The sequence below is a fragment of the Phenylobacterium sp. genome, from assembly GCF_965229015.1.
In the GTDB taxonomy this organism is placed as follows: Bacteria; Pseudomonadota; Alphaproteobacteria; order Caulobacterales; family Caulobacteraceae; genus Phenylobacterium.
The window spans coordinates 1,328,074-1,341,742 of the sequence record NZ_CBDDIM010000002.1 but is presented as its reverse complement, the minus strand read 5'-3'; the positions used below and the strand labels follow the sequence as shown (position 1 = coordinate 1,341,742).

The following is a 13,669-nucleotide window of genomic DNA, read 5'->3' as shown; positions in this document are numbered from 1 at the left end:
GGATGCACCGCCCACGAAAAAGGGCGGCGGACCGAAGTCCGCCGCCCCCATTTCGTCAGTTCAGACCAGGCTTAGAAGCGCAGCTTCACGCCACCGAACACCCGGCGACCCACGACGTCGTAGGTGGAGGGATCGGTGCCGGACTGCACGTTCGGCGCGTAGGTCTCGGCTTCCTTGTTGAAGACGTTGTTCACGCCGAGCTTGAACTCGACGTTGTCCGTCATCGCCCAGGTGCCGGCGAGGTCGAGGTACCAGACGGCGTCCGGACCCGTGAACTCGGTTTCACCCGGGAACTCGATGTTCAGACGGTTTTCCATCGCCGCGATGTAGCGGGCGCGGGCGTCGAACTTGAAGTCACCGACAGACCAGTTGGTGTTGATGGTGGCCTTCCAGTCCGGGAAGCTCGTGCCGAGGCCAGCGCCGAAGTAGGAGACGGTGCCCGCGAAGTCGAGTTCCGGCACGCCGGTGATCGGGTCTTGCTGCTTGAACTCGATCACGTGGGTGAGGACCGCGTTCATGCGGACCGAACCCCAGGTCGAAGGCGCACCCAGCCATTCCAGATCGAAGCCGTAATCGAACTGGATGTCGATGCCGGAGGTCTTCTGGTGGCCGCCGTTGGAGGCGGTGAACTCTTCGTAGTTGTTGTTCGGGTTGTAGACCCAGAGGATGTCGCCACCGGTCCGCAGGATGCCATCGCAGTTGCTGTTGGCGGCGCTGTAGGTCGGGTTGGTGCCGTAGTAGTTGTAGCAGGCGGCCACGATCTGGTTCGGGGTCGGGGTCAGGATCGCATCAGTGATCTTGATGTTGTAGTAGTCGATCGAACCCTGCAGACGCGACAGCCACTGGTTTTCCCACGGGGACTTCCAGACGAGGCCGGCGGTGAAGGTGGAGCCTTCTTCCGGCTTCAGGGCCTTGTTGCCGAGCAGGTCGACGCCGATCTGCGAGCCCGGGGTCTGCACGAAGTTGCCGATGGCCGAGCCCGAGACGCCGCCGTTGAAGCCGGCGGACTGGCAGAGCGCCGTGACCTGGGCCGCATTGGCGCCCTTGCGGGCCTGGCTGGTGACCGAGCAGGGGTCGAAGTACTGGGGAGCCGAGCCGCCGCCGGAGAACAGTTCCGAGAAGTTCGGGGCGCGGACCGAGCGCTGGTACGAAGCACGAGCGCGCAGGAGATCGTTGACCTCCCAGTTCAGCTCGGCCTTGTAGGCCCAGACGCCGTCCAGTTCGACCTTGTCGCCGGCGATCTTGTCGGCGAATTCGTTCTTGGAGTAGCGAGCGCCGAGGTCGAGTTCCAGACTCTTGATGAAGGGCTGGTCCTTGACGAGCGGGATGGCGATTTCGCCGAAGTAGTCCTTGAACGAGTTGGTGCCGCGGTCGGGGTTCTGGGTCGAGAAGCCCGAGATCGGGCCCGAGGCGGAACCCGGATCGAAGTCGTATTCGAAGCCGCGATATTCGGCGCCGAGCACGATGGAGACGTCACCGGCCGGCAGTTCGGCGACCTTGCCGGTCACGAAGCCCTGGGCGATCTGGGTGGTCATCGCCGTGGACAGGGTGGTGGCCGAGGCCAGGTAGGTGCGGCAGGCGGCCGAGATGGGCTGACGGCCGAAGATGTTGAAGCCGCCGGCGCAGATGCTCTGGCCGCCGTCGGCCGCTTCGATCAGGGTCTGCATACGCTGGGTGTTGAGGTTCCCGGTCTGCGTCTGGTCGATCTCGGTGCGGCCTTCGGAGACGGAGACTTCGAAGTTGAAGCCGGTGTCGGCGATCGGGCCTTTCACGCCGGCCAGGAACTGGACGACGGTGTTTTCGTAGTTCGACTGACGCAGGCCGAGGTCCAGGGTGCGCTGACGCATCCGGAAGGGCTCGGTGGCGCCGGCGCCGACCAGGGCCGGGTCATCACCCGTCCGCGAGTTCAGCAGGGCGCGCAGGTCGGCCGGGATGAAGGGGTTGGTGCTCGGGATCACCAGCTGCTGGGCGATCTGCTGGCCCGGGGTGACCAGGCTCGAGACGACGTCCTGCGTCCGGGCGGTGCTCGGGTTGCGGGTGTTGACGGTCGGGAACGGGGTCGGGGCCAGGGCCGTGGCGGCCTTGTACTCGGTCCAGCCGGCCGAGGCGAAGAACTCGATGCCGTTGTCCAGCTCGTAGTTCACCTTCGTCATGAAGGAGTACCGGTCGAGCGGCAGGGTCAGGATGTTCACATAGTCGAAGTTGTAGCTGTACAGGTCGGGGTACAGGGTTTGGTTCACCTGACCGTCGATCGGGTAGGTGAAGTGCTGCACGTTGAGCGGGTTGTTGAACACGCCCTTGTAGAACAGCGAGCCGTTCATGTTGAAGCCGATGGTCCCCGAGGTCAGGGAAATCTGCGACGGGGTCACGCCGTAGCCGGCGAAGACGGCGTCGAGGGCGGCCTTGGTCGGGGCGTTGGTGTTGGCCCAGAACAGGGCGCCTTCCGGCAGGAAGGAGGTGGTCGAGGTGGCGTTCTGAGAGAAGGGACGCTGCGACTTGATCATCGCTTCGCGATAGGAACGGTCGAAGCCGAACACCGCGTTGCCCTTGCCGTCGGCGAAGTTGCCACCGATCGCGGCCGACAGTTGGTACTCTTCGGCATCCCAATATTCGGTGCTGTTGGAGTAGTTGGCGCGGATGTCGACGCCTTCGAAGTTGCGCTTCAGCTTGACGTTGACCGCGCCGGCGATGGCGTCGGCGCCGTAGGCCGCACCGGCGCCGCCGGTGATGACTTCGATGCTCTCGATCAGGGCCTGGGGAATGGTGTTCAGGTCGACCGTCAGGTTGTTGGCGGACACCATCGGACGACGGCCGTCGACCAGAACCACGTTACGGTTCGCGCCCAGACCACGAAGGTCGATGTTGGACTGACCGCCGTTGCCGGGGTTGTTGGAGGTGGTGGTCCCGGACGGGTTCACCTGGGGCAGGGTGTTCAGATAGGTGTCGAGGGTGATGTCGGCGTTCTGAACCGTCTGCTCGCCGGTCACCGTCGAGATCGGGCTGTTGGCCACGTAGTCCTGACGGACGATGCGCGAACCGGTGACGACGACTTCGGTGACTTCGCTGTCCTGGGCGTAGGCCGCGGAGGCCGAGAAGGCCGTGATCGCGGCGCCGCAGATCATCGAAGACGCCAGAAGGCGCGATCGCATGGAATTGGTTTTCAAGGTTTAGATCCTCCAGCAGCTCGTTCGATCATCAGGATCGGACGAGGCCTGCTCCCCACAAATGGACTCGGTCCCAGGGCCGCATGCGGACCCGGTTACGCGGGAGTTACGAAGGTTACCGGTCGGGGGTCAACGCCCATTACGGATAGGCAATGTGAAGGGTGCCGACCTGTCGCATTCTGGTCACAGATTACGGGTCGCACGCAGCTCAGCGCACTATCTTGCCTGCAACGCCGCCTTTTCGCGGGTTTCCTACCCGAAGCCCGGAACGATTGTGTCGAAACGGGGCACAGGGCGCCTCAATTGACCTCGGTCAAGCCGGTGAATCCCGCCCGCGCGGCCCGATTGTGGTCGCATTCGTCCCCGGAAATCGCGCCAAGGGCGAGCGTCGGGGTCAGGACCGCGGCTTGCCCACGCAGAGATAGCGGGTGCGGTGGTGGTCGACGATGTTGTCGGCCCAGCCGGTGATCTTCGGTGAGACCAGGTTCTTGTTCACATAGAAGAAGACCGGGGCCACGGCGGCGTCGTCGAGCATGATCTGCTCGGCCTGCGCCAGATAGGCGGCGCGGACCTTGGCGTCGGGCTCGTTGTCGGCCCGGGCCAGCAGATCGTCGAAGATCGGGTTCTTGTAGTCCCCGTAGTTCTGCGAGCCGGTGGAGGACTGCTGCAGGTAGAGGAAGCTCATGGCGTCGTTGTAGTCGGCGATCCAGGCGGCGTCGGCCACCTGGAAGTCCCGCGAGCGGTAGGCGGCGTAGGCGATCTGGGTCTCGTTCTGGACCAGGGCGGTCTCCACCCCCACCTCCTTCCAGTCGGCCTGGACGGCGGGCATGAACAGCATGGGATCGGGGGTGTTGCGGTGCTTGATCTCGATCTTCAGGGGATTGTTCGGACCGTAGCCCGCCGCAGCCAGCAGCCGCCGCGCCTCGGCCTGGCGCTTGGCGAGCGGCCAGGCGGCCCAGCCCGGCGCCGCGGCCTGGGTATAGTTGGCCACGCCCGGCGGCACGAAGGTGTAGGCCGGCTTCTGGCCGCCGCGCAGCAGCTTGTTGGTGATGAACTCCCGGTCGATGGCCATGTCGAGGGCCACGCGCACGCGCTTGTCCTTGAAGGCCGGCACCGCGGAATTGAAGGCCAGATAGGCCACCCCGAGATAGGTGTAGGTGTGGACATAGTCCGGCATCCGTTCGCGCAGGAAGGCGATGCGGTTGGACTGGATGTCGGCGTTGGCGTCCAGCTCGCCGCGGCGCACGCGGCGCTCGGCGCCGATGGCGTCGTTGGTGGGGTAGTAGTTGACCTGGTCGACGCAGACGTTCTTGGCGTCATAGAAGCGCGGGTTCTTCACCGCCGCCACGTGGTCGCCGAGCGACCAGCTCTTCAGCAGGTAGGGGCCATTGGAGACGTAGTGGGCCGGCTGGCTCCAGGCGTCGCCCCACTTCTCCACCACATGCTTGGGCACCGGCAGCATGGTCTGGTGCTTGGCCAGTTCGGGCAGATAGGGGGCCGGGTGCTCGAGGGTGATCTCCAGCACCTTGGGGGACAGGGCGCGGACCCCGAGGGCGTCCTTGGGCGCCTTGCCCTCGTTCACCGGCTGGGCGTTCCTGATGAAATAGAGCAGCGAGGCGTATTCCGACGCCGTCTTGGGATCCATGATCCGCTGCAGGGCGAAGACGAAGTCGTCGGCGGTGACCGGGACTCCGTCGGACCAGACCGCGTCGCGCAGATAGAAGGTCCAGGTCTTGCCGTCCGGGCTGGTGGTCCAGCGCTCGGCCATGCCGGGCACGGACTTGCCGTCCTTGTCGTCGGTGGTCAGCCCCACCATCAGGTCCGAGACGATCCGATCCTCCCAGGTGCCGGTGATCTTGTGCGGGTCCAGGGAGGCGGGCTCCGAACCGTTGCCCATCTGCAGGCAGACCTGACCGGCCGGACAGGGCGGCCGCGAGGCCTTCTGGCTGCAGCCGGCGAGCGCCAGGGCCAGGAGCGAAAAGGCGGCCAGGCCTGCGAGCAGCGTCTTGCCGCGGCCGGGCGGGGCCTTATCAATGCGGGACAATGAGATCATGGGGTCACGGATGACACAGTTTCCTAAGCGCTTAAAGCTGGCCACCCTTGGCCTGACCGCCCTGGCCCTGGCCGGAACGGCGGTCGCCGCCGAGCCGAAGACAGAAGCGCGCACGGCGGTGTTCCAGAACCTGATGGACTGCAAGGGCAAGACTGAGGCGGCCGAGAGGCTGGCCTGCTATGACGCCGCCGTCGCCAGCCTGGACGTCGCCGAGAAGAAGGGCGACATCGTGGTGGTGGACCGCGATCAGGCTCGCGCCGCCCGCAAGCAGGCCTTCGGCTTCTCCATGCCCTCCCTGGCCATGTTCGAGCGCGGCGAGAAGCCCGAGGACCTGGACCGCGTGACCAGCAACGTCACCAAGGCCTATCAGGGCGGCGACCGGAAGTGGGTCGTGGAGCTGGAGGACGGGGCCGTCTGGGCGCAGAACGACAGCGAGATCCTGGCCCGCGCGCCGAAACCCGGCTCCAAGGCCGAGATCCGCAAGGCCTCCATGGGCTACTTCATGAACCTGGACGGCCAGCGGGCGGTGCGGGCGCGGCGGGTGAAGTAGCCCCTCCCCTCACCGGTCCTTCGGGTCGATGGCGTCGCGCAGGCCGTCGCCGATGAAGTTGAAGCTCATCAGGGTGACCACCATGGTCAGCGAGGGGAAGACCAGCAGCCACCAGGCCAGCTCCATGTCCTGCGCGCCGCCGGCGATCAGGGTGCCCAGCGAGGCCATGGGCGGCTGCACCCCCAGGCCCAGGAAGCTCAGGAAGCTCTCGGCCAGGATCACGGCGGGGATGGTGAGCGTCACATAGACCACCACCGGACCCAGCAGGTTGGGGACGATGTGCTTAGCGATGATCGAGCCCTGGGTCAGGCCCGCGGCGCGGGCGGCCTCGACGAATTCCTTGTGCTTCAGCGACAGGGTCTGGCCGCGCACGATCCGGCTCATGGTCAGCCACTCCACCGCCCCGATGGCGATGAAGATCAGGATGATGTTGGAGCCGAAGGTCACCATCAGCAGGATGACGAAGAAGATGAAGGGCAGGGAATAGAGCACGTCGACGATGCGCATCATCACCTCGTCCACCACCCCGCCGACGAAGCCCGCCACCGCGCCCCAGGCCACCCCGATCACCAGGGAGACCAGGGTGGCGATCAGGCCGATGGCCAGCGACACCCGCAGGCCCATCAGCAGCCGGGCCAGCAGGTCGCGGCCCAGCGAATCGGCGCCCAGCAGGTGGCCGGCGGTGAGCGGCGGCGCCCAGACGTCGTTCTTGTTGATCTGATCGTAGGCGAAGGGGACCACGTGGGGGCCGATCACCGCCACCAGGACCAGCAGGGCCAGCATGATCATGCCGCCGACGGCGCCGCCATTGCGCAGCAGGCGACGGCGGGCGTCGTCCCACAGGCTGCGGCCGCGGACGGCGGTCTCCATGAGGGCCGCGCCTTCGCGCGAGCCGGGAGCGAGAATAGGAGTGCTCACGACAGCCTCACGCGAGGGTCGAGCACCGCATAGAGCAGGTCGGCGACCAGGTTCAGGAACAGGATCAGGGCGGCGTAGAAGATCACCATGCCCATGACGACGGTGTAGTCGCGCTGCAGGGCGCTGATGACGAAGAACTTCCCCAGGCCCGGCAGGTTGAAGATCTTCTCCACCACCAGGGAGCCGGTGAGCAGGCCCGCGCAGGCGGGGCCGAGATAGCTGACCAGGGGCAGGATGGCCGCGCGCAGGGCGTGCTTGAACACCACCCGGTGGGCCGGCAGGCCCTTGGCCCGGGCGGTGCGCACATAGTTGGACTGCAGCACCTCAATCATGCCGGCCCGGGTCAGGCGCGAGATGATGGCGATCTGCGGCAGGGCGAGCACGGTGATGGGCAGAACCAGATTGGCCAGCGCCCCGTCGTTCCAACCCCCGTTGGGCAGCCACTGCAGGATCGAGCCGAACAGCAGCACCAGCAGGGGCGCGGTGACGAAGGTCGGGATGCAGACCCCGATGATGGCCACCCCCATGACGCCGTAGTCCACCCAGCCGTTCTGCCGCAGCGCCGCCAGCACCCCCAGGGTGACGCCGATGGCGCCGGCGAGGGTTATGGCCGAGAGGCCCAGGGTGAGGCTGACCTTGTAGTTCTCCTGCAGGATCTGCAGGACGGTCTTGTCCTTGTACTTCAGGGACGGGCCGAAATCGCCGTGCAGCACGCCGGTCAGGTAGTCGGCGTACTGGGCGCCGAGCGGCTTATCCATGCCGTACTTGGCCATGACGTTGCGCTCGATCTCGGGCGAGAGCTTGCGGTCCATGTCGAAGGGGCTGCCGGGGGCGGCCCGCATCATGAAAAAGGCCAGGGTCACGACGAGGAACAGCGTCGGAATGGCCACGAGAAGTCGGCGGCCTATGAAACGCAACATGGGTTTTGGGAGCTCGACGTGGAGGCCTTTTGACGGCCGGGCGTTGCGAAAGTTTCACTGGCCCTTGATGATGTCAACGAAGGGCCTCTCCCCAGCTTAGTGAAGTCAGACCATGACCGAATTTCGACGCGTCACCGACCAGCTCTCCGTGAGCCCCCAGATCAGCCTGGAGGACCTGCCCCGCGCCGCGGCGATGGGGTTCAAGCTGGTGATCAACAACCGCCCCGACGGCGAGGATCCGGCCCAGCCGCCGAGCGCCGTCGTCGAGGCCGCGGCCAAGGCCGCGGGCCTGGCCTACGCCTATATCCCGGTGCGGGGCGGGCCGACCCAGGAGCAGGTGGCCGAGGAACGCTCGATCCTGGAGAACTCCGAGGGGCCGGTCCTGGCCTTCTGCCGCTCGGGCACCCGCTCCATCATCACCTGGTCCCTGGGCGAGGCCCTGGACGGCGCGCGGAGCCGCGACGAACTGGTGAAGCTGGGGGAACAGGCCGGATACGACCTGAACGGGGTGCTTCCGACTTCTTGAAGAACGCGCGATGGTCGCCGAAACCGGTATCCACTTTCGGCTATCGCGCTTAGCCCGGCATCGAGATGGGCACGCGGACCGCGCCCAGCAGGGCCGGTTCGTCGGGCTCGCAGCTGGCCATGGTCAGGACCAGTTGAGCCGTCATGAGACACATCAGGGCGAAGACCACCCGCTGAAGCCGTTTTGAAACAAACATCGCCGCCTGCGCCGCCATAACCGCCTCACATCACTGGATTTGAGGCTCACAGCGCAAACTCGGCGCCGGAAAAAGGACCGCCCGATGATTCCCTATGTCCGCGACATCAAGTTCGACTACGGCAAGGTCGACCAGGTCTCCCCCCTGATCCGGCGGGTGGTGGCCAACAATCCCGGGCCCTTCACCTATCTGGGCACCGGCACCTACATCGTCGGCCGCGGCCAGGTGGCGGTGATCGATCCCGGTCCCGACATGGACGACCATCTGGAGGCGATCCTGGCGTCCCTGGAGCCGGGCGAAACCGTCAGCCACATCCTGATCACCCACCACCACTCCGACCACTCGCCCCTGGCCGGCCCGCTGAAGGCCCGGACCGGCGCGCCGATCTATGGCTGCGCGGTGGCCCACGCCCCCACCGACGACAGCGGCGTGCGGATGGAGGCCGGCCACGACCACGACTTCGCCCCCGATGTCAGCCTGTGCGGCGGCGGCCAGGTGATCGAGGGGCCGGGCTGGACCATCGAGGCCATCGCCACCCCTGGCCACACCTCCAACCACATCTGCTACGCCCTGCGCGAGGAGAACGCCCTGTTCTCCGGCGACCACATCATGGGCTGGTCAACGACGGTGATCACCCCGCCGGACGGCGACATGACCGACTACATGGAGAGCCTGGACAAGGTGAAGGCGCGCGGGTTCTCGGTCCTGTGGCCAACCCACGGCCCGCCGGTCACCGAGGTCACCCCCTTCATCGAGGCCTATATCGCCCACCGCCGGGCCCGCGAGGCCCAGGTGCTGAAAGCCGTCACCGAGGGCCACGGCAGGATCCGCGACATGGTGCCGGTGCTCTATGCCGACGTCGATCCGCGCCTGCATCCGGCCGCGGCCCGCTCGGTGCTGGGCCACATGATCGACCTGGTGCGGCGCGGCCTGGTGACCACGGACGGGACGCCGGGGCCGGACAGCGAGTACCGGGCGGTCTAGCTCCGCATCGCCCCGATGAGCTCGGTCACCCGGGCGCAGTTGGCGCCGAAGTCGGGGACGGGGACGCGGCCGATGGCGCGCACGTCGATGCGGGCGCCCTGGGGGGCCGGCAGGACGCGGACCACCACGTCGTTCTTCAGGCCGAAGGCGGGGCTGCGGCCGGTGGCCTCGATGCGGCCGCTGGCGGGATCGTCGGTGACCAGGGCCAGGCCCGCCTGCTCGACGGCGGCCTTGGCCTTGGCGTAGGCGGCGCCCGGGGCGGCGGGCAGCAGCAGGGGCCGGGCCTGAGCGCAGGTCTCGGCGTTGATCTCGGCGACCCGGCGTCCGGCATAGGCGGCGGAGTCCAGCGGTCGCACGGGATCGGCCTCCACCATGATCGCCTCGGGACCGCGCTCGCGCATCATCTTCTGGGAGAAGGTCAGCGGCATGCTCCAGTCGGTGGAGACGTCGTTGATCGGCGGGTTGGTCACCTGGGCCTGGCGGGCCCAGACATAGGCCCCGAAGGTGGCGCCGCAGATGGCCAGGACCAGCAGGGCGCGGGCCCAGAAGCGGCCGAAGCCCGAGAACAGGGCGATGATCACCCCCAGCAGGCCGGCGGCCACCGCCACCAGGGCCACCTTTGGGGCCCATTCCAGGGCGATGACCCCCAGGCCGGTCTTCCAGTCCATCAGGCCCGAGCGGGTGCCCAGCATGCCGGCGCCCACCATCAGGGCCGGGGTCAGGGCCACCAGGGTGGCGAGGTTCAGGTAGAAGCCGGCGAAGCCCCCGCCCCGCTTGCGCGCCTTGCGGCGCTCGTGCGGCAGGGGCATGGCCAGGGGCGCCTCCGGCGTTACCTCCGGCCTGGGAAGATCGGCGTGCGCCGCGGCCTCGGCCCGCGGCTCAGCGGGAAAAGGGGCGCCGGCCTCCGCCGTGGCCTCCGGCGCGTCGGCGGCGTCGGCGGCGGGGAAGGAGGCCAGGGTCGGCGTCACCACGGTCAGGCCGGAATAGGCCTCCTCCTGCAACGGCTTGGCGGCCGGGGACCAGGCGGTGTGGTCGGCGGTGGGCGGCTCCGGCGCGGTGTGATGCGGTTCGGCCTGCGCCTCGGCGGGGGTCTCCGGCTCCGGGGCGTAGATCTTGGGCTCGGGCGGAGCGGCCAGGGCGGCGCCGGCCGCCGTGGCGGCCACGGCGGTGGGCAGGACATAGTCGGCCATCCGGGTGCGGATCAGCTTCTTGTCGATCTTGCCGGTGGCGCCCAGGGGAATGTCGTCGACGAAGACCACGTCGTCGGGCATCCACCACTTGGCGATCTTGCCCTCGAGGAACTGCAGGAACTCCTCCTTGGTGGCGGTCTGGCCGGGGCGCAGCTTGACCAGCAGCAGGGGCCGCTCGTCCCACTTGGGGTGCGGCATGCCGATCACGGCGGCCAGCTCGGCCTTGGGGTGGCCGGCGGCGATGTTCTCGATCTCGATGGTGCTGATCCACTCGCCGCCGGACTTGATGACGTCCTTGGCGCGGTCGGTGATCTGCATGAAGCCGTGCTCGTCGAGGGTGGCGACGTCGCCGGTGTCGAAGAAGCCCTGGTCGTCGAGGATCTCGCCCCCGTCGCCCTTGAAGTACTCGCCCACCACGAACGGGCCCTTCACCAGCAGCTTGCCGAAGGTGTGGCCGTCGCGGGGCAGGTCGTGGCCCGCGTCGTCGGTGAGGCGCAGGTCGATGCCCAGCGGCGGGCGGCCCTGCTTGAGCTGGAAGCGAAGCTGGGCCTCGTCGTCCATGGCCGCGATCTTGTGGTTGGGGGTGGCCTGGGTGCCGAGCGGCGAGGTCTCGGTCATGCCCCAGGCGTGGGTTACGGCCACGCCGTAGTCGTCGCGGAAGGCGCGCACAATGGCCTCGGGCACGGCCGAGCCGCCGATGACCACGCGCTTGAGGCTGTTCAGGGTCCCGTTGGTCTCGCGCAGGTGGGTCAGCAGCATCTGCCAGACCGTGGGCACGGCGGCCGAGAAGGTGACCTGCTCGCTCTCCAGCAGTTCGTGGATGGAGGCGCCGTCCAGCTTCGCGCCGGGCATGACCAGCTTGGCGCCCACGGCCGGCGCGGAGAAGGCCACGCCCCACGCGTTGGCGTGGAACATCGGCACCACCGGCAGGACGGTGTCGGTCGCCCCGATGCCGAGCACGTCGGCGCCCATGGTGACGAGGGTGTGCAGGAAGTTGGAGCGGTGCGAGTAGAGCACGCCCTTGGGATTGCCCGTGGTGCCGGAGGTGTAGCAGAGGCCGGCCGGCGAATTCTCGTCGAAGCCGCCCCAGACGGCGTCCTCGGAGACCTGGCCGAGCAGGCTCTCATAGGAATGGGCGCCGGGCAGGTCGGCGGTCATGTGGCCGTCGTCGGTGAAGACGATGATGTGCTGAACCGTCGGGATCTGGTCGCGGATCGAGGCCAGGATGGGCAGGAAGGTCAGGTCGGTGAAGATGACCTTATCTTCGGCATGGTTGATGATGTAGACGAGCTGCTCGGAGAACAGGCGCGGATTGAGGGTGTGGCAGACCGCCCCCATCCCCATGATCCCGTACCAGGCCTCGATGTGGCGGGCGGTGTTCCAGGCGAGCGTCGCGACCCGGTCGCCGGGCTGGATGTTCAGACCCCGCAGGACATTGGACACCCGCTTGGCCCGCGCGTGGACCTCCGCATAGGTGGTGCGGACGATCGGGCCCTCGACGGAGCGCGAGACGATCTCGCGGTCCCCGTGCCAGGACTTGGCGTGGTCGAGTATGCGGTCGACCGTCAGCGGCCAGTCCTGCATCCTGCCTTGCATCGAAAGCGTCCTCCAACTTCGGCCTCTGAACGGGCGCGCGACAAGCTAGTTTCGCGCGCGCCGGGGCGCAACGCCGCGCCCCCGTGACGCGAGGCGTTTGGTTAGCATTTGCGTCAGGCGTGCGCGACCGGCCAGCGCCCCGTCCCGCCATTGTCGATCAACAGGCCGGTGAGGGTGCGGTCGGTGTGCTGGGCCCGCCAGGTGAGCATGGCCTGGGCGTGGGCCAGAATCACCCCTGTGTCGGTGACCGGGGTGCGCCAGGTGGGGTCGGCGGCGAGATCAAAGCACAGCCAGTCGCCGTCGCCGAACTGGACATAGGCCGCCTCGTCCGAGCGCAGCACCGCCAGGTTCTGCCGCTCCATCCGCCGGTCCCAGGGCCAGGCCTGCGGGCCCTTGGAGATATTTGAGCCCCGCCAGTCGAACTCCCAGTGGGCGGCGGCGCGCCAGTGGGGCGGGTCCTCGCCGGCGAGGAAGGGCGTCAGCGGCAGGCCGTCGCACTGGTCGGGTACGGGGATCCCCATGGCCTCGCAGAGGGTGGGCAGGATGTCGACGTTCTCGGTGAAGCGGTCCACCACCTTGCCATGGGCCCGGGTCGCCCGCGGGTCCCGGACGATGTTGAGGATGTGATAGCTCTCCTCGAAGAAGCCCGACTTCTGGATCAGGCCGTGGTCGCCGAGCTGCTCGCCGTGGTCGGCGGTGACCACGATGAAGGTGTCCTCCCACTGGCCGCTGGCCTCCAGGGCGGCCCAGAGCCGGCCGAGCTGGTGGTCGACCTCGCTGACCATGCCGAAATACTGGGCCTGGATATGGGCCATCTCGGCAGGGTCCTCCGGAGCGCCGATGGCGCGGCGCAGGCCGTCGTGCAGGCGGTGGCGGTCCTGCGAGGGCGCGATGGGCGGCGCCATGTCGGCGGGGTCGTACATCGCCGCGAAATGGCCCGCCGCCCCATAGGGCGGGTGCGGGCGAAGCTGGGACAGGTGGGCGAACCAGGGCCCGTCCTGGGCGGCGATCCAGTCCAGCAGGACGTCGGTGTGATAGGCCGACAGGCTGTGCTCGGCGGGCCGGCCCGGCTCGCCGCCGACCGCGCCCTCATAGTCGTCGGGGACCTCGTGTCCCAGGCCGCGCAGCCATTCGACCCAGACCTCGGGATTGTGGGTGGCGAAGTTCAGCCCCACCTCGAAGCCCGGCAGCACGCCCTCCCAGGAGCGGAAGCGGGGATCGTCCGGGCCGGTGGCGTCACGGGGATCCACCGCCTGGTCGGTGTAGCCGAACAGGGTCGGCGTATAGCCCGCCCGCCGCGCGGCCTTGGCCACATTGTCCAGCCGCCGGTCGAGGGGCGTGCCGTTGGCCACCACCCGGTGATTGAGCTGGTAGGTCCCCGTGTAGAGGCTGGCCCGCCCCGGGCTGCAGGGGGCGGCCTGGCTGTAGTGGCGGGCGAAGCGGACACCTTCCCGCGCCAGCCGGTCGAGGTTCGGCGTGCGCACGATCGGATGGCCCGCCGCCGAGAGGGCGTCGCCGCGGAACTGGTCGAGGGTGATGAAGAGGATGTTCACCCCGCCACCATGGACGAGG

Annotated in this window: 9 protein-coding genes; 3 read left to right on the top strand and 6 right to left on the bottom strand. The window is 67.9% G+C overall.

Annotated elements, in window-relative coordinates; all coding sequences use genetic code 11:
• Positions 1-71: 71 nt before the first annotated feature.
• Positions 72-3,149, bottom strand: a complete 3,078-nt coding sequence (locus tag ACO06I_RS22840; RefSeq protein ID WP_421934918.1) for a TonB-dependent receptor domain-containing protein — start codon at positions 3,147-3,149, stop codon at positions 72-74.
• 409 nt (positions 3,150-3,558) lie between these two features.
• Positions 3,559-5,208, bottom strand: coding sequence for a peptide ABC transporter substrate-binding protein (locus ACO06I_RS22835; protein WP_421934917.1), 1,650 nt, complete (start codon positions 5,206-5,208; stop codon positions 3,559-3,561).
• Between the two features lie 19 nt (positions 5,209-5,227).
• Between ACO06I_RS22835 and ACO06I_RS22830 the strand changes: the two genes are divergently transcribed.
• Positions 5,228-5,767, top strand: coding sequence for a hypothetical protein (locus tag ACO06I_RS22830; RefSeq protein ID WP_421934916.1), 540 nt, complete (start codon positions 5,228-5,230; stop codon positions 5,765-5,767).
• A 9-nt stretch (positions 5,768-5,776) separates the two neighbouring features.
• Here the strand turns inward: ACO06I_RS22830 and ACO06I_RS22825 are convergent, their stop codons facing one another.
• Positions 5,777-6,637: an ABC transporter permease gene (locus ACO06I_RS22825; RefSeq protein ID WP_421934915.1), complete on the bottom strand. Its 861-nt coding sequence runs from the start codon at positions 6,635-6,637 to the stop codon at positions 5,777-5,779.
• A gap of 44 nt (positions 6,638-6,681) precedes the next feature.
• Positions 6,682-7,605 (bottom strand): oligopeptide ABC transporter permease OppB, encoded by a 924-nt coding sequence (gene oppB / locus ACO06I_RS22820; RefSeq protein WP_421934914.1) that lies wholly within the window; start codon positions 7,603-7,605, stop codon positions 6,682-6,684.
• Positions 7,606-7,717: 112 nt separating this feature from the next.
• On the opposite strand from oppB, the gene ACO06I_RS22815 reads away from it, so the two are divergent.
• Both ACO06I_RS22815 and ACO06I_RS22810 read left to right on the top strand, forming a co-directional pair.
• A complete protein-coding gene (locus tag ACO06I_RS22815; protein ID WP_421934913.1) occupies positions 7,718-8,131 on the top strand; it encodes a TIGR01244 family sulfur transferase in 414 nt (137 codons plus the stop codon).
• A 280-nt stretch (positions 8,132-8,411) separates the two neighbouring features.
• A complete protein-coding gene (locus tag ACO06I_RS22810; RefSeq protein ID WP_421934912.1) occupies positions 8,412-9,311 on the top strand; it encodes an MBL fold metallo-hydrolase in 900 nt (299 codons plus the stop codon).
• Here ACO06I_RS22810 and ACO06I_RS22805 read toward each other — a convergent pair.
• Entirely contained in the window at positions 9,308-12,097 is a 2,790-nt protein-coding gene (locus ACO06I_RS22805; RefSeq protein WP_421934911.1) for a long-chain-fatty-acid--CoA ligase, read from the bottom strand. The two genes, ACO06I_RS22810 and ACO06I_RS22805, sit on opposite strands and share 4 nt — an antisense overlap.
• Positions 12,098-12,210: 113 nt before the next feature.
• Positions 12,211-13,650, bottom strand: coding sequence for a sulfatase-like hydrolase/transferase (locus tag ACO06I_RS22800; RefSeq protein ID WP_421934910.1), 1,440 nt, complete (start codon positions 13,648-13,650; stop codon positions 12,211-12,213).
• Positions 13,651-13,669: the final 19 nt, after the last annotated feature.

Coding starts and splice junctions, on each gene's coding strand:
- ACO06I_RS22825 (WP_421934915.1), bottom strand. CDS start 6,637: ATGGAGACCGCCGTCCGCGGCCGCAGCCTGTGGGACGACGCCCGCCGT.
- ACO06I_RS22815 (WP_421934913.1), top strand. CDS start 7,718: ATGACCGAATTTCGACGCGTCACCGACCAGCTCTCCGTGAGCCCCCAG.
- ACO06I_RS22830 (WP_421934916.1), top strand. CDS start 5,228: ATGACACAGTTTCCTAAGCGCTTAAAGCTGGCCACCCTTGGCCTGACC.
- ACO06I_RS22840 (WP_421934918.1), bottom strand. CDS start 3,149: ATGCGATCGCGCCTTCTGGCGTCTTCGATGATCTGCGGCGCCGCGATC.
- ACO06I_RS22805 (WP_421934911.1), bottom strand. CDS start 12,097: ATGCAAGGCAGGATGCAGGACTGGCCGCTGACGGTCGACCGCATACTC.
- ACO06I_RS22810 (WP_421934912.1), top strand. CDS start 8,412: ATGATTCCCTATGTCCGCGACATCAAGTTCGACTACGGCAAGGTCGAC.
- oppB (WP_421934914.1), bottom strand. CDS start 7,605: ATGTTGCGTTTCATAGGCCGCCGACTTCTCGTGGCCATTCCGACGCTG.